Source organism: Streptomyces sp. ActVer, assembly GCF_027270795.1.
Taxonomy (GTDB): Bacteria; Actinomycetota; Actinomycetes; order Streptomycetales; family Streptomycetaceae; genus Streptomyces; species Streptomyces umbrinus_A.
Genome location: NZ_JAPWHT010000072.1, coordinates 15,384 through 31,178, shown reverse-complemented (window position 1 = coordinate 31,178; position 15,795 = coordinate 15,384). Strand labels below are relative to the sequence as shown.

Below are 15,795 nucleotides of genomic sequence, written 5' to 3'. Positions count from 1 at the left end.
GCGCCGGGCACCACCCGGAAGATGTGCTCCGCCGCACTCATGGACACCGACACCTCACCGACCCCCGTCACAACCCCTCACCCCTCTCGCCGACTTCACCGAACTCACCGATGCCAGGCCGCCGCCCTTCAGAGCCCCAAGTCCCGCAGTTCCCGGAGCGCCCGGCTCCCCGGGAGTCCCAGACGTCCCCAATGCCGCCGAGCAGCCCCCGCACCCGCTCCCACCCCCGCTCGTACGTGAAGGCCCCCGCGCCCCACCGCAGCGCCGGCACCGTCACCACCAGCCCCGCCGGATCCCGCTCCAGCACATGCACCTCGGCGATCCGACGCCGCCCGGCCCGGTCGCGCACGAGATGGAGCACCACCGAGAGCGCGGCCGCCACCTGGCTGTGCAGAGCGGCCCGGTCGAGCCCCGCGGCCGTGCCCAGCGCCTCCAGACGGGCCGGCACTCCCGAGGCGGCATTGGCGTGGACGGTCCCGCAGCCGCCTTCATGGCCAGTGTTCAAAGCCGCCAGCAGGGCAACCACTTCGGGCCCGCGCACCTCGCCGACGACCAACCGGTCCGGCCGCATCCGCAGGGCCTGGCGCACCAGGTCCTGGAGCGTGACGAGTCCGGCGCCCTCCTGGTTGGCGGGTCTGGATTCCAGCCGTACGACGTGGGGATGGTCGGGGCGCAGCTCCGCCGAGTCCTCGGCGAGCACGATCCGCTCGCCCGGCCCGACGAGGCCCAGCAGGGCGCTCAGAAGCGTCGTCTTGCCACTGCCCGTGCCGCCGCTGATCAGGAAGGACAGCCGCGCGTCGAGCAGCGCCCGAAGGAGCAGGTCCCCGCCCGGCGGTACCGTCCCCGCCGCCACCAGCTCGGAGAGCGTGAAGGCCCGTGGCCGTACGACCCGTAGCGACAGGCACGTCGAGCCGACGGCGACCGGTGGCAGGACCGCGTGCAGACGCGTGCCGTCCGGGAGCCGGGCGTCCACCCAGGGGTGCGCGTCGTCGAGCCGTCGCCCGGCCACGGCCGCCAGGCGCTGCGCGAGGCGTCGTACGGCCGCCGCGTCCGGAAAGGAGACGGCCGTCAGTTCCAGGCCACCGCCACGGTCCACCCACACCCGGTCGGGCGCCGAGACCAGCACGTCGGTGACCGAGGGATCACCGAGCAGCGGCTCCAGCGGCCCGCTGCCGACCAGTTCCGACCTCAACCGCTCGGCCGCCCCGAGGACTTCGGCGTCCCCGAGCACCCGCCCCTGTTCCCGCAGGGCCTGCGCCACACGCGCGGGAGTCGGCTCGGCCCCACTCTCGGCAAGCCACTGCCGAACCCCGTCCAACAGCCCCGTGTCCGAAGACGGACTCCCGCCCGCGCGCCGAACCATCAGCCCCACATCCGCAGCCGGACCCCCGCTCATACGCCCCCTCCCGCAACAGCAGTCCGCTCCCAGAACGTCGAGCAGAATCGGGCCAGCGGTCCCCGGCCGTCGGAGCCTGGCGGCGCCCCTCGCTCCTGGGCCGCCAACAGACCCGTCTCCACCGGGACTTCGCCGGCCAGGGGCAGTCCGAGCAGTCGGGCGACCTCCCGGTCGTCCAGACCGGGCGCGTACGGGCCGCGCACCACGACGCGCAGGTCCTTCAGGACCATGCCGACCGCGGACGCCACCCGCCCGGCCGCCGCGACGGCGCGCAGCTCGGCGGGCACCACGAGCAGGGCCAGGTCCACCTGGGCGAGGGCCTCGGCCACCCCTTCGTCGATCCGGCGCGGCAGATCCACGACCACCGCCCCGCCCCGCCGCCGGGCGGCGGCCAGCACGGCCCGGACGGCCTCGGGTGCGATCGTGACGCAGTCGCCGCGGTCCCAGCTGAGGATCCGGAGGGCGTGCAGCGAGGGCAGCGACTCCTCCAGGGCGCCGCCGCCGACCCGGCCGTGCGACGCGGCGAAGTCCGGCCAGCGCAGGCCCTCGGCGGCCTCTCCGCCGAGGAGTACATCGAGTCCGCCTCCCAGCGGATCCGCGTCGACAAGGAGCGTGCGCCTTCCCTGGCGCGCCGAGATGACCGCGAGCGCGCAGGCGAGCGTGGAGGAACCGGCGCCGCCGCGACCGCCGATCACGCCGACGGTGAGGGCCGGCGGACCGACTCCCTCGGCCACGTCGGCGATCCGGTCGACCAACCATTGTTCGCCATCCGGCAGCAGCAGAACATGGTCGGCGCCGATCTCCACGGCCCTCCGCCAGACCCCGGAATCGTCCTGATCCCGCCCCACCAACACCACGCCGCGTCTGCGCGCGGCTCCCCGCACCCGCCGCGCGGCATCGTCGCCGACAAGCACCAGAGGTGCCGTCTCCCAGCCGCCGCCGCGCTCCGGCACCCCGTGGTGGACCTCGGGCCGGGCGCCGGCCGCGGCGCACAGCCGCAGCAGGTCGTCCAGCAGATCCGCGTCCTCCGTGACGATCAACGGTCCGCCCTGCCGCCCCTCGGCGGCCGACAGCCGGTCGTGCGTGATTGCTCCCGCCACGATCTCCAGCCCCCTTCGCTGCTTCCTCACGGCGCCCCTGCGGCCCCGCGATTCCCGCCCGCGCGAAGAACCGGCAACCGGCCCTCCATATGAACCGCCGATACGAACCGGCCATAGCCGCCGGACAATCGGAACCGGCCATGAACTTCCGCGAGCGGTGCGCGTTGGAATCACGGTGCAGCGATCCAGGAAATCGTGTGGATCTTGGTCGATAACTGTGGACAACTCGGCGGTTGTGAATATCGCCTTCACCCAAACCGGTGACCGATGGATGAGCGTTGTACGACTTCCTTAGAGCAGCGCGACGGCTACCCACAGTGACGAATCCTGTGCAGAAACAGAGGACCGCCGCAGCCCGCACAACAGGGCCCGGCGTTCGGAAAAGTTTGGTTGAAAACCCACCCGGACATGCGACGACCCCCGCCGGGGGGGAGAGCGGGGGTCGTCCCCACGGTCTGACTCGGGGGGGGAGGAGCCGGACCGGGTTAGCACGGTCGCGAACGATCCGTGACTTCCATGGTGTACCCGAGAGCCCTCTCAGGCAAACCCACGCGCCCCACACTAGCCCGAATGGCGGGCGCATATGCTCGACCCCGTGGAAAACCACTCCTTGCCCCGCACAGCGGCCTTCTTTGACCTGGACAAGACGGTCATTGCGAAGTCGAGCACGCTCACCTTCAGCAAGTCGTTCTACCAAGGCGGTCTGATCAACCGCCGGGCCGTGCTGCGCACCGCATACGCCCAGTTCGTCTTCCTCGCGGGCGGCGCAGACCACGACCAGATGGAGCGGATGCGCGAGTACCTGTCGGCGTTGTGCCGTGGCTGGAACGTCCAACAAGTGAAGGAAATCGTCGCCGAGACCCTTCACGACCTGATCGACCCGATCATCTACGACGAGGCCGCCTCCCTCATCGAGAAGCACCACATCGCCGGGCGGGACGTCGTGATCGTCTCCACGTCGGGGGCCGAGGTCGTCGAACCCATCGGCGAACTGCTCGGCGCGGACCGGGTGGTGGCGACCCGGATGATCGTGGGCGACGACGGCTGCTTCACGGGCGAGGTGGAGTACTACGCCTACGGCCCGACGAAGGCCGAGGCCGTCAAGGAACTGGCCGCGTCCGAGGGGTACGACCTCTCACGCTGCTACGCCTACAGCGACTCGGCAACCGACATCCCGATGCTCGAAGCGGTCGGCCATCCGCACGCCGTCAACCCCGATCGCGCACTGCGCCGCGAGGCCACCGCGCGCGCGTGGCCCATCCTCGACTTCCACCACCCGGTCCGGCTGAAGCAGCGGCTGTCTGTGCCGCCCCGGCCGGCCCTCGTCGCCGCCGCGGCCATAGGAGCGGCGGCCGCCACGGCGGGTCTGGTCTGGTACGCGAGCCGTCGGCGCGCGGCAACCGTGTGAGCCACGAGCCGCGAGCGTGCCCGATTCATTCCCTTTGGACACAAAAGTAAAGAAGTACAGCGAGGGGTTCCGCTTCCTCCGGACCTGGAGTACAAAGGGGTTAACGGCCCGCGAGACCAAGGACATCCGAGAGGATCACCTTCAAACGCAACCGAGGCCCCACGGACCGCGCATGAACACCGGGCACCCACGCGACGTCGACCCGTCGATTACGGGCCAGCCGCACCAGGTGACGGGCAACAGTTCCCGACCTGATGGGCAGTATCTCGAGGACGCTTGGTAACCGGGTGAACATGCCAGCGGCGGTACGGATCCCGTACCGCCGCAACCCTGTTCAGGGGCAGGGGACTCAGGGGCCAGGGCATTCAGAGCCCCCGCAGGCCTACGCGGCCCCCCGCTGAAGCGCCTCGCACACCGCCGTCGACTCCCTGGCGCCGAGTTCGATCGCCCTGCCGCAGTGGGCGATCCAGGTGGACATGCCCTCCGGAGTGCCGGAGACATAGCCTTCGAGGGCCGCGGCGTAGGCCGCGCGGCCCAGTTCCCCGTGACCGACCTCCGCCGGGCAGACGGACTTGGGGTCGAGACCGCTGCCGACCAGGACGATACGTTCGGCCGCGCGCGCGACCAGGCCGTTGTGGGAACCGAAGGGGCGCAGCGCGAGGAGTTCGCCGTGCACGATCGCGGCGGTCACCAGGGCGGGTGCGGAGCCCCCCGCGATGACCAGCCGCGCCAGACCGTCGAGACGGCCCTCGACCTCGGCCGCGTCCGGCAGCGGAAGTTCGATCAACGGCGGTCCCGCAGCGGCGGCCGCGGCCGTCTCCGTGACGGATTCACCGTCCCGTCGTGGACGCCCGACCACGTCCCCCTTGTCGGCGGCGGCCACCAGATGCAGCCGCGCCAGTACCCGAAGGGGCGACTGCCGCCAGATGGACAGGAGTTGGCCCGCCTCGGCGGTCAGCCTGAGCGCGGAGCCCACCACGCGGGCCTCGTCGTCGCCGCTGAAGTCGGCCCGCCGGCGCACCTCTTCGAGCGCCCAGTCGGCACCGGACAGCGCCGCGGACCCGCGCGCGCCGCGCAGCGCCGCCTCCGAGGTGATCGCGTTGCTGCGGCGCCGCATGATGCGGTGCCCGTAGACCCGGTCCACGGCCTTGCGCACGGACTCCACGGATTCGGCCACGCCGGGCAGCGACCCCAGCGCCGCGAGCGGGTCGGCGTTCCCACCTGTCGTACTCATGAGTACGACCCTACGCACACCAGGCCCGCACCCCACTAATGAGTGGTCTTCTTCACGTGTGACGGCCCCCGGACGCCGTCACACCGCTACCTTAATGAACATGAAAATTGCTTTCGTTGGGAAAGGCGGCAGCGGCAAGACCACCCTGTCCTCGCTCTTCGTGCGCCACCTCGCGTCCACCGGATCGCCCGTCGTCGCGGTGGACGCCGACATCAACCAGCACCTCGGGCCCGCGCTCGGCCTCACCGACGAGGAGGCCGAGCGGCTGCCCGCCATGGGCGACCGGCTCGCGCTGATCAAGGACTACCTGCGCGGTTCCAACCCGCGCATCACGTCCACCGAGACGATGATCAAGACGACCCCGCCCGGCGAGGGCTCCCGTCTGCTGCGGGTGTGCGAGGACAACCCGGTGTACGAGGCCTGCGCGCGGCCGGTGGAACTCGACGGCGGCGCCGTCCGTTTGATGGTTACCGGCCCGTTCACCGAGGCCGACCTGGGAGTGTCCTGCTACCACTCCAAGACCGGTGCAGTGGAGCTCTGCCTGAACCATCTCGTGGACGGCCAGAGCGAGTACATCGTCGTCGACATGACGGCGGGCTCGGACTCCTTCGCGTCCGGCATGTTCACCCGCTTCGACATCACGTTCCTCGTCGCCGAGCCGACCCGGAAGGGAGTCTCCGTCTACCGCCAGTACAAGGAGTACGCGCGCGACTTCGGCGTCACCCTGAAGGTCGTCGGCAACAAGGTGCAGGGGCAGGACGACATCGACTTCCTCAGGGGTGAGGTCGGCGACGACCTGCTGCTGACGGTCGGTCACTCGGACTGGGTGCGCGCCATGGAGAAAGGCCGCCCGCCCAGGTTCGAGCAGTTGGAGGACGGCAACCGCCGTGCGCTGCACGCCCTCCAGGCCGCCGCCGACGCCACGTACGAGCAGCGCGACTGGGAGCGCTACACGCGCCAGATGGTCCACTTCCACCTGAAGAACGCCCAGTCCTGGGGCAACGAACGAACGGGCGCCGACCTGGCGGCCCAGGTCGACCCGGAGTTCGTCCTGCGCGAGGCCGAGACCGCCAGGACCTGAGCCTCACGCCGCACGGCCGCCCGTCCCTGAGGGGCTACCTGCCCGCCGGTGCCCCCGGGACGCCCTTCGGGGCCGGGGCGGGCTGCTCTGCGAGGGGGGCCGAGGGCGGCTGCTCGTAGACGGGGGCCGGGGTCGGCTGCTCGGTGAGGAACGACGTCCAGCCGCCCTTCGGGTCCTCGCCCACCTGGAGGGTGCGGAGTCTGTCCAGGGTCTTCGGGTCCTGGACGTCGAGCCAGTCGGCGAGTTGGCGGAACGAGACGCAGCGCACCTCGGGCTTGGTGCAGACGCGCTCGATGGTCTCCTGGACGGCGCGCATGTACGTGCCGCCGTTCCAGGACTCGAAGTGGTTACCGATGATCAGCGGCGCGCGGTTGCCCTTGTAGGCGCGGGAGAAGCCCTTGAGCAGGCCGTCCCGCATCTGGTCGCCCCAGTAGGCGTGCTTGGCCGGGTTGCCCCGGGTGGTGGCGCCCGACTGGTTGACCAGGAAGTTGTAGTCCATGGTCAACGTCTCGAAGGCGCGCCCCGGGACAGGGACGAGCTGCATCGACAGGTCCCACAGGCCCTTCTCCTTCTTGGGCCAGACCTGGTTGTTGACGCCACTGGTGTCGTACCGGAAGCCCAGCTCCCGGGCGGCGCGCATGAAGTTCTTCCGCCCCTCCAGACAGGGCGTGCGGGCGCCGATGAGTTCCTTGTCGTAGTCGAAGGGCAACGGGGAGCCCTTCGCCGTACCGGTGGTGCTCTTCCAGGACTTGACGAAGAACCTGGCCTGGGCGATCTCGTCCTTCCACTCCTCGACCGACCACTGGCCCACGCCGCCCCCGCCGCCGCAGAAGTGGCCGTTGAAGTGCGTGCCGATCTCGTTGCCCTCGAGCCAGGCGCCGCGCAGTTGCCGCACGGTGTCCTTGATGCCCTGCTCGTCATTGAAGCCGATGTCCGAGCGGCCCGGTGAGTGCTGCGGAGGCCGGTACAGCTCACGCTTCGCCTCCGGAAGCATGTACACACCGCTCAGGAAGTACGTCATCGTCGCGTTGTTGGCCTTGGCCACCCTGCGGAAGTGCGAGAACAGCCGCTGGCTGTCCTCGCCGGCCCCGTCCCAGGAGAAGACCACGAACTGGGGCGGTTTCTGACCGGGCTTCAGTCGCTCGGGCCGCGGCAGATGCGGCTGCGCGCCGGTGAAGGCGGTGGAGCCGTCGCCGATCAGACGGACCGCGTTCCTGGGTGCCGGGGCGCCCGCGGCCTTCGTCGCGCTGCGAGCGCCGTCGCCGTGCACGCCCTTCTTGGCGCCGGTGTCACCGATACCGCAGCCGGCGAGCGCGGCGGCGCAGGCCGCGGCGGCCGTGACACCCGCGGCGATCCTCTGAGTGGTGGCCATGTTCCGCCCACCTTCTTCCTTCGTTCGGGCCGAAGCGGAAGGGATTCCGTGCGGTGAAATCCCGGATATCCCCGAGAAAACGGACAGAAACCGACAGCTTCCCCAAGATCGCAGGGATCCCGGAATGAATTAGTACGACAAGCCGCTCAAAATGATTAATCACTCCCTGGAGTGAATCGTTGACCCATTTGCGCTACTTTTTCGCACACGTCCTTTACTCTCCATTACGATTCATTTACCGAGCGTTGAGAAATCCCGCCGCTGTACACCGTGACCCACGGCCGCGCCCCAAGCGACCGCGTAGCCCCGGAGGAAGACGGGAACCATGCCTGCCTGCGTCCCCACCCGCACCGACGACTCATCGCACATGCCGGACGAGGGGCGGCCGCACAGCCCGCCCGAGCCCCGCCGCCGAACCCCCCGGCTTCCCCATGTCCCTCACATCGCCGGCGCCGATCTGTCCGCCTCGATCGCCGTCTTCCTGATCGCCCTTCCGCTGTCCCTGGGCATCGCCCTCGCCACCGGGGCCCCGCTGCAGGCGGGGCTCGTCGCCGCCGCCGCGGGCGGGCTGGTGGTCGGCCGCCTCGGCGGCGCCCCGCTCCAGGTGAGCGGCCCCGCCGCCGGGCTCACGGTGGTCACCGCCGATCTCATCCAGAAGTTCGGCTGGCGTACGACCTGCGCCATCACCGTCCTCGCCGGTCTCGCCCAACTCGGCCTGGGCTTCCTGCGCGTGGCCCGCTCCGCCCTCGCCGTCAGCCCGGCGATCGTGCACGGCATGCTCGCCGGCATCGGCATCACCATCGCCGTCGCCCAGCTGCGCATCGTGCTCGGCGGTTCCCCGCGCAGCTCGGTCGTCGCCAACATTCGGGAGCTGCCGGGACAGTTGGCCCACCCCCAGGTGGCCGCGCTGTCGATGAGCGCCCTGACGCTGGTCGTGCTGCTGGCCTGGACCCGGATTCCCGGACGCGTGGGCCGGGCCCTTCGCAAGGTGCCCGCCGCGCTCGTCGCCGTCACCGCGGCCACCACGACGGCGGCGCTCGCCGGGCTCACCCTGCCCAAGGTCGACCTGCCGTCCTGGCGGAGCCACGCCCTGGCCGGACTGCCCGAAGGCCCCGCGCTCGGGATCACCGCCGCCGTCCTCACCGTCACGCTGGTGTGCAGCGTCCAGTCGCTGCTCGGCGCCGTCGCCGTGGACAAGCTCACGGCCGGGCGGCCCACCCAGCAGAAGCGCTCCGACCTCGACCGCGAGCTGCTCGGACAGGGCGCCGCCAACATCGTCTCCGGATCGCTCGGCGGGCTCCCCGTCGCAGGCGTGGCCGTGCGCAGCTCGGCGAACGTGCAGGCGGGCGCGGTCAGCCGGAACTCCACGATGCTGCACGGCGTCTGGGTGGTGGTCGCCGCCCTGCTGATGGTCCCGGTCCTGGAGCTGATCCCCCTCGCCGCGCTCGCCGCCCTGGTGATGGCCGTCGGCATCCAGATGGTGTCCCTGCACCACATCCGGACGGTCACCCGCCACCGAGAGGTGCTGGTGTACGCGGTCACGACCCTCGCCGTCGTCGTCCTAGGCGTACTGGAGGGCGTCCTGCTGGGGATCGCCGTGGCCGTCGGAGTCGCCCTGCACCGGCTCACCCGCACCCGGATCACCCACGACGAGGACTCGGCGGGCGTCCACCACGTACGCGTACGCGGGCAGTTGACGTTCCTCGCCGTGCCGCGCCTCAGCCGGACCCTTCATCTCGTGCCCCAGGGTGCCGATGCCGTGGTCGAGCTGGACGGCTCCTTCATGGACCATGCGGCGTACGAATCGCTGCACGACTGGCAGAGCACGCACCTCGCTCAGGGCGGCTCCGTCGAGCTGACCGGACGCACCGGAGCCCGGCTGGCCGCGCCCCACGTCCAGGGGGGCACCGGAGAGACCTCGCACTGCCACTGCCGGCCCTGGACGCCCTGGCGCAACCACCACTGCGAGCGCCCCGAGAGCGCCCCGCAGGGCGCGCGTCAGAGCGGGCACCAACTGGCCAGCGGCATCAGCTCGTTCCAGCGCAACACCGCACCCCTGGTGCGCGGCGAGCTGGCCAGGCTCGCGCGGGAGGGGCAGCAGCCTTCCCAGCTCTTCCTGACCTGTGCCGACTCCCGGCTGGTCACGTCGATGATCACCTCCAGCGGCCCGGGCGACCTCTTCGTCGTACGGAACGTCGGCAATCTCGTACCGCCCCCCGGCGAGGAGAGTGCCGACGACTCGGTCGCGGCGGCGATCGAGTACGCGGTGGAGGTGCTGCAGGTGCGGTCCATCACCGTGTGCGGGCACTCCGGCTGCGGGGCCATGCAGGCGCTGATGAACACCGAACCGGGCGGCGCGCAGACGCCGTTGAAGCGGTGGCTGCGGCACGGGCTGCCGAGTCTGGAGCGGATGGCCGCCAAGGACCGGCCCTGGACGCGTATCGCCGGTCGGGCACCCGCCGACGCCGTCGAGCAGCTCTGTCTGACCAACGTGGTGCAGCAGTTGGAGCATCTGCGGGCGCACGACTCCGTGGCCCGCGCGCTGCAGGAGGGCGCGCTCGAACTGCACGGGATGTACTTCCACGTGGGTGAGGCCCAGGCCTATCTCCTCACGGAGCGCGCTCACCACGAGGAGCCGGACGGCGAGGTCTTCGACCGGGTCGCGGCGACGGCGCTGCACGACACACCTGCCTGAACCGCCGCACCCGCCCGAACCGCCCGTCCCAGGAGCCCGCGAGCCCATTCCCAGGAGCCCGCGGGCCCTCTCCCACAGGCCCGCCCGGCGCTCTCCCGAGGCCCGCCCCGCCCGCGAGCCTGAACCTCGCCCCTTCCCCGTCCGTGAGAACGTGTGGCCCCCCGTGTCCGCGGGAGGCCGCACGCACACATGATCCTGCCCACAGGTCTAAACCAATTCCCGGACGGCCCTTGTCACCAGGGGTCCCCGTCTGATGAGCTGTGGCCTGGGACACAACGGACACCCTGGGAAAGGGAGATGTCGTGAGCAACGAAAGCCTGGCCAACCTGCTGAAGGAAGAGCGCAGGTTCGCGCCGCCCGCCGACCTGGCCGCGAACGCCAACGTCACCGCGGAGGCGTATGAGCAGGCCAAGGCTGACAGGCTCGGCTTCTGGGCCGAGCAGGCCCGCCGACTGACCTGGGCCACCGAGCCGACCGAGACCCTGGACTGGTCGAACCCGCCGTTCGCCAAGTGGTTCAAGGACGGCAGGCTCAACGTCGCGTACAACTGCGTGGACCGCCACGTCGAGGCGGGGAACGGCGACCGGGTCGCCATCCACTTCGAGGGCGAGCCGGGTGACGGCCGCGCCATCACGTACGCCGAGCTGAAGGACGAGGTCTCCCGGGCGGCGAACGCCCTGACGGAGCTCGGGGTCGAGAAGGGCGACCGGGTCGCCATCTACCTGCCGATGATTCCCGAGGCGGTCGTCTCGATGCTGGCCTGCGCCCGAATCGGCGCCGCACACTCCGTGGTCTTCGGCGGCTTCTCGGCCGACGCCATCGCGACCCGCATCCAGGACGCCGACGCCAAGCTGGTCATCACCTCGGACGGCGGCTACCGCCGCGGCAAGCCCTCCGCGCTCAAGCCGGCCGTGGACGAGGCGGTCTCCCGGGTCGACGGCGTGGACAAGGTGCTCGTCGTGCGGCGTACGGGCCAGGACGTCGCATGGACCGAGGGCCGTGACGTCTGGTGGCACGAGATCACGGCGAAGCAGTCCGCCGAGCACACCCCCGAGGCGTTCGACGCCGAGCACCCGCTGTTCATCCTCTACACCTCGGGGACGACGGGTAAGCCGAAGGGCATCCTGCACACCTCCGGCGGCTACCTCACCCAGGCCGCGTACACCCACCACGCCGTCTTCGACCTCAAGCCGGAGACCGACGTCTACTGGTGCACGGCGGACATCGGCTGGGTCACCGGCCACTCGTACATCACGTACGGGCCGCTGGCGAACGGCGCGACGCAGGTGATGTACGAGGGCACGCCGGACACCCCGCACCAGGGGCGCTTCTGGGAGATCGTCCAGAAGTACCGCGTGACGATCCTCTACACGGCGCCGACGGCCATTCGTACGTTCATGAAGTGGGGCGACGACATCCCCGCGAAGTTCGATCTCAGCAGCCTGCGGGTCCTGGGGTCCGTCGGTGAGCCGATCAACCCCGAGGCGTGGATCTGGTACCGCAAGCACATCGGCGGCGACCGCACGCCGATCGTGGACACCTGGTGGCAGACCGAGACCGGCGCGATGATGATCTCGCCGCTGCCCGGTGTCACCGAGACCAAGCCCGGGTCGGCGCAGCGCGCGCTGCCCGGTATCGCCGCGACCGTCGTCGACGACGAGGCGCGGGAAGTGCCGGACGGCGGCGGCGGTTACCTCGTGCTCACCGAGCCGTGGCCGTCGATGCTGCGCACCATCTGGGGCGACGACCAGCGGTTCCTCGACACGTACTGGTCGCGCTTCGAGGGCAAGTACTTCGCGGGCGACGGCGCGAAGAAGGACGCCGACGGCGACATCTGGCTGCTCGGCCGGGTGGACGACGTGATGCTCGTGTCCGGGCACAACATCTCGACCACCGAGGTCGAGTCGGCGCTCGTCTCGCACCCGTCGGTCGCCGAGGCGGCGGTCGTGGGCGCGGCCGACGAGACGACCGGCCAGGCGATCGTGGCCTTCGTGATCCTGCGCGGTACGGCGTCGGAGACCGAGAGCCTCGTCGGCGACCTGCGCGACCACGTCTCGAAGGCCCTCGGCCCGATCGCCAAGCCCAAGCGGATCCTGCCGGTGGCCGAGCTGCCCAAGACCCGTTCGGGCAAGATCATGCGCCGGCTGCTGCGCGACGTCGCGGAGAACCGTCAGCTCGGTGACGTCACCACGCTCACCGACTCCACGGTGATGGACCTCATCCAGACCAAGCTCCCGGCGGCGGCCAGCGAGGACTGACGTACGGCTGGAAGAGGGGCACCCGGCGCCGGACGCGCCGGGTGCCCCTCTTCGCGTCTAGCCTGAAGATCACCGGATGGGACCGGCCGCATCTTGGGTAGGCTGAGAAACGCGTAAACAACGCGACAAGAGAAACACGACAAAGAGAACCCCGAGATCCCAGGGATCTCAAAAGGTGCGCCGGGAAGTCTGGTCGGCAAGTGCTCAGTGATGCCTACCGACCGGAGGTCGATCTCGTGCCCGCGCCCGCCAAGAACCACAAGGTCCTCGGACGGCTCTCCCTGCCCGAGCGGACCTTCGTCGCGGACGCGCTGCGTACCGAGACGGTCGGCGGCGTCCTCCTGCTCGCCGCCGCGATCGCCGCGCTGATCTGGGCGAACACCCCGATCCGGGAGAGCTACGAGTCGGTCAGGGACTTCCACGTAGGACCCGCCTCGCTCGGCCTGGACCTCTCCATCGAGCACTGGGCCGCCGACGGCCTCCTCGCCGTATTCTTCTTCGTCGCCGGCATCGAGCTCAAGCGCGAGCTGGTCGCCGGTGACCTCAGGGACCCGCGGGCCGCCGCGCTCCCGGTCGTCGCCGCGCTGTGCGGCATGGCCGTGCCCGCGCTCGTCTACACACTGGTCAACGTCACCGGCGGCGGCTCGTTCGACGGCTGGGCCGTACCGACCGCGACCGACATCGCCTTCGCACTCGCCGTCCTCGCCGTCATCGGTACGTCGCTGCCGAGCGCCCTGCGCGCCTTCCTGCTCACGCTCGCCGTCGTCGACGACCTCTTCGCGATCCTGATCATCGCGGTGTTCTTCACCGAGAACCTGAACTTCGCGGCGCTCGGCGGCGCCGCCGTCGGCCTCGGCGTCTTCTGGCTGCTGCTGCACAGGGGCGTACGCGGCTGGTACGTGTACGTACCGCTCGCCCTGGTGATCTGGGGGCTGATGTACAACAGCGGCGTCCACGCCACGATCGCCGGTGTCGCGATGGGTCTGATGCTGCGCTGCACCATCCGCAAGGACGAAGGCGAGCAACGTTCACCCGGCGAGCGCATCGAGCATCTCGTGCGCCCTCTGTCGGCGGGCCTCGCCGTACCGCTGTTCGCGCTGTTCAGCGCCGGGGTCGCGGTGTCGGGCGGCGCGCTCGGCGAGGTGTTCACCCGGCCGGAGACCCTCGGTGTCGTGCTCGGGCTGGTCGTCGGCAAGGCGGTCGGCATCTTCGGCGGCACCTGGCTGACGGCCCGCTTCACCAGGGCCTCGCTCTCCGACGACCTGGCCTGGCCCGACGTCTTCGCGGTGTCCTCGCTCGCCGGCATCGGCTTCACCGTCTCGCTGCTCATCGGGGAGCTCGCCTTCGACGGCGACCAGGCGCTCACCGACGAGGTCAAGGCCGCCGTCCTGATGGGCTCCCTGATCGCGGCCGTCCTGTCGGGCGTCCTGCTGAAGATACGGAACGCCAAGTACCGCAGGCTGTGGGAGGACGAGGAGCGCGACGAGGACCTCGACGGCATCCCCGACATCTACGAACAGGACAACCCCGCCTACCACCTGCGGATGGCCGAGATCCACGAGCGCAAGGCCGCCGAGCACCGAAGGCTTGCCGAAGTGACGGGCGGGGCAAGCGAGGAGAACGACGGTCCGGCATGATCTGACACGCACGGTCCGTTACGCACGTTCCGATACGCCCGGTCCGGCACGTACGGTCCACACGTACCCAAAACGCTCACAGCTCCACGACGACAGACGACGCAAGACAACGGCGACAAGACAACAGGGAGAACGCGATGAGCGCACCCGACGGCAGCCCGGTCGGCGCCGAACGCAGCATCGGCCAGCTGTTCGCCTCGGCGACGACCGAGATGTCCGCGCTGGTGCACGACGAGATCGCACTGGCGAAGGCGCAGCTCAAGAGGGACGTCAAGCGCGGAGCGGTCGGTGGCGGCGCGTTCGCGGCGGCCGGTGCGGTACTGATCTTCTCCCTGCCCATGCTGAGCTTCGCCCTGGCGTACGGCATCCGCACCTGGAGCGACTGGAACCTGGCCGTCTGCTTCCTGCTGTCGTTCGCCGCGAACGTGCTGGTCGCGGGCGTCCTCGCGCTGATCGGCGTGATCTTCGCGAAGAAGGCCAAGAAGGGCCAGGGCCCGCAGAAGACGGCCGCCTCGGTCAAGGAATCGGCGGCCGTACTGCAGAACGTGAAGCCGCACCCCCGTGAGGTGACCGCGGCCGACCCGGTCGGTGACACCGTCAAGGCTGTGGCACGCTCGTCCTCATGACGGACCCCGCCTCATCCTCGGCACAACCCACCTCGGTCGTACGGCTCGACGTGCCCGGCGGAAAACAGGTGACCCACCGGGACGTCGCCGCCAACGGCGCGCGCTTCCACATCGCCGAGATGGGCGACGGACCGCTCGTCCTGCTGCTGCACGGCTTCCCGCAGTTCTGGTGGACCTGGCGGCATCAGCTGGTGGCGCTCTCCGACGCGGGCTTCCGCGCGGTCGCGATGGATCTGCGGGGCATCGGCGGCAGCGACCGCACCCCGCGCGGCTACGACCCCGCGAACCTCGCCCTCGACATCACCGGCGTCGTACGGTCCCTCGGCGAGCCCGACGCCGCGCTGGTCGGCCACGACCTCGGCGGCTATCTGGCGTGGACCGCGGCCGTGATGCGCCCCAAGCTGGTCCGCCGGCTCGTGGTCTCCTCGATGCCGCACCCCCGGCGCTGGCGCTCCGCGATGCTCTCCGACATGAAGCAGACCGCGGCCGGCTCGTACATCTGGGGCTTCCAGCGGCCCTGGCTCCCGGAACGCCAACTGCTCGCCGACGAGGGGGCCCTGGTCGGCGAGCTCATCCGGGACTGGTCCGGGCCGCGGCTGCCGGACGACGAGGCCGTGGAGGCGTACCGGCGGGCGATGCTCATCCCGTCGACGGCGCACTGCTCGCTGGAGCCGTACCGGTGGATGGTCCGCTCGATGGCCCGTCCGGACGGTATTCAGTTCAACCGCCGCATGAAGCGACCGGTGCGGGTGCCGACGCTGCATCTGCATGGCTCGCTCGATCCGGTGATGCGCACGCGGAGCGCCGCGGGGTCCGGGGAGTACGTCGAAGCGCCGTACCGCTGGCGCCTGTTCGACGGGCTCGGGCACTTTCCCCACGAGGAGGACCCGGTGGCTTTCTCGACCGAATTGGTGAACTGGCTGAAGGACCCCGAGCCGGACCGCTGAGGGCATCGCGCCGCAGGTCAGGGGCCGTTCGACGAAGCCGT

General features: G+C 70.5%; 11 protein-coding genes. 7 read left to right on the top strand and 4 right to left on the bottom strand.

The genetic code is table 11. The annotated features are described in order from the left end of the window. Window positions 1–67: 67 nt before the first annotated feature. Together O3Q52_RS14780 and ssd are read right to left on the bottom strand one after the other, a co-directional pair. A complete protein-coding gene (locus tag O3Q52_RS14780) occupies window positions 68–1,363 on the bottom strand; it encodes a TadA family conjugal transfer-associated ATPase (protein WP_269649243.1) in 1,296 nt (431 codons plus the stop codon). Between the two features lie 29 nt (window positions 1,364–1,392). Then, the gene (gene ssd / locus O3Q52_RS14775; RefSeq protein WP_269649241.1) at window positions 1,393–2,496 is read right to left on the bottom strand and encodes a septum site-determining protein Ssd; all 1,104 of its coding nucleotides are present in this window, start codon (window positions 2,494–2,496) and stop codon (window positions 1,393–1,395) included. Window positions 2,497–3,079: 583 nt separating this feature from the next. Between ssd and O3Q52_RS14770 the strand changes: the two genes are divergently transcribed. Beyond that, window positions 3,080–3,904: an HAD family phosphatase gene (locus tag O3Q52_RS14770; RefSeq protein ID WP_269649239.1), complete on the top strand. Its 825-nt coding sequence runs from the start codon at window positions 3,080–3,082 to the stop codon at window positions 3,902–3,904. Between the two features lie 382 nt (window positions 3,905–4,286). On the opposite strand, the gene O3Q52_RS14765 is transcribed toward O3Q52_RS14770, so the two are convergent. Then, window positions 4,287–5,138 carry an oxidoreductase gene (locus O3Q52_RS14765; protein ID WP_269649238.1) on the bottom strand — a complete coding sequence of 284 codons (852 nt, stop codon included), beginning with the start codon at window positions 5,136–5,138 and terminating at the stop codon, window positions 4,287–4,289. Between the two features lie 100 nt (window positions 5,139–5,238). Here O3Q52_RS14765 and O3Q52_RS14760 point away from each other — a divergent pair, with 100 nt between their 5' ends. Next, window positions 5,239–6,219, top strand: coding sequence for an ATP-binding protein (locus O3Q52_RS14760; RefSeq protein WP_269649237.1), 981 nt, complete (start codon window positions 5,239–5,241; stop codon window positions 6,217–6,219). A 34-nt stretch (window positions 6,220–6,253) separates the two neighbouring features. Here O3Q52_RS14760 and O3Q52_RS14755 read toward each other — a convergent pair whose 3' ends face one another. After that, on the bottom strand, window positions 6,254–7,591 hold the full coding sequence (locus O3Q52_RS14755; RefSeq protein ID WP_269649236.1) for a hypothetical protein: 1,338 nt from the start codon (window positions 7,589–7,591) through the stop codon (window positions 6,254–6,256). 325 nt (window positions 7,592–7,916) lie between these two features. Between O3Q52_RS14755 and O3Q52_RS14750 the strand changes: the two genes are divergently transcribed. The 5 genes from O3Q52_RS14750 to O3Q52_RS14730 all read left to right on the top strand — a co-directional run bounded on the left by O3Q52_RS14750 (window position 7,917) and on the right by O3Q52_RS14730 (window position 15,754). Then, window positions 7,917–10,286: a bifunctional SulP family inorganic anion transporter/carbonic anhydrase gene (locus tag O3Q52_RS14750; RefSeq protein WP_269649235.1), complete on the top strand. Its 2,370-nt coding sequence runs from the start codon at window positions 7,917–7,919 to the stop codon at window positions 10,284–10,286. A 260-nt stretch (window positions 10,287–10,546) separates the two neighbouring features. Beyond that, complete coding sequence (acs, locus tag O3Q52_RS14745) at window positions 10,547–12,544, top strand: acetate--CoA ligase (protein ID WP_269649234.1); 1,998 nt, start codon at window positions 10,547–10,549, stop codon at window positions 12,542–12,544. Window positions 12,545–12,744: 200 nt separating this feature from the next. Then, window positions 12,745–14,181, top strand: a complete 1,437-nt coding sequence (gene nhaA / locus O3Q52_RS14740; protein WP_269649233.1) for a Na+/H+ antiporter NhaA — start codon at window positions 12,745–12,747, stop codon at window positions 14,179–14,181. 137 nt (window positions 14,182–14,318) lie between these two features. After that, a complete protein-coding gene (locus O3Q52_RS14735) occupies window positions 14,319–14,807 on the top strand; it encodes a phage holin family protein (protein ID WP_269649232.1) in 489 nt (162 codons plus the stop codon). Next, entirely contained in the window at window positions 14,804–15,754 is a 951-nt protein-coding gene (locus tag O3Q52_RS14730; protein ID WP_269649231.1) for an alpha/beta fold hydrolase, read from the top strand. Before O3Q52_RS14735 ends, O3Q52_RS14730 begins: the two co-directional genes overlap by 4 nt. Window positions 15,755–15,795: the final 41 nt, after the last annotated feature.

What these genes read in the sequence shown, in the direction of transcription:
- O3Q52_RS14730 (WP_269649231.1), top strand. Translation starts at nt 14,804, where the DNA reads ATGACGGACCCCGCCTCATCCTCGGCACAACCCACCTCGGTCGTACGG.
- O3Q52_RS14780 (WP_269649243.1), bottom strand. Translation starts at nt 1,363, where the DNA reads ATGGTTCGGCGCGCGGGCGGGAGTCCGTCTTCGGACACGGGGCTGTTG.
- O3Q52_RS14765 (WP_269649238.1), bottom strand. Translation starts at nt 5,138, where the DNA reads ATGAGTACGACAGGTGGGAACGCCGACCCGCTCGCGGCGCTGGGGTCG.
- O3Q52_RS14770 (WP_269649239.1), top strand. Translation starts at nt 3,080, where the DNA reads ATGCTCGACCCCGTGGAAAACCACTCCTTGCCCCGCACAGCGGCCTTC.
- O3Q52_RS14750 (WP_269649235.1), top strand. Translation starts at nt 7,917, where the DNA reads ATGCCTGCCTGCGTCCCCACCCGCACCGACGACTCATCGCACATGCCG.
- O3Q52_RS14735 (WP_269649232.1), top strand. Translation starts at nt 14,319, where the DNA reads ATGAGCGCACCCGACGGCAGCCCGGTCGGCGCCGAACGCAGCATCGGC.
- O3Q52_RS14760 (WP_269649237.1), top strand. Translation starts at nt 5,239, where the DNA reads ATGAAAATTGCTTTCGTTGGGAAAGGCGGCAGCGGCAAGACCACCCTG.
- O3Q52_RS14755 (WP_269649236.1), bottom strand. Translation starts at nt 7,591, where the DNA reads ATGGCCACCACTCAGAGGATCGCCGCGGGTGTCACGGCCGCCGCGGCC.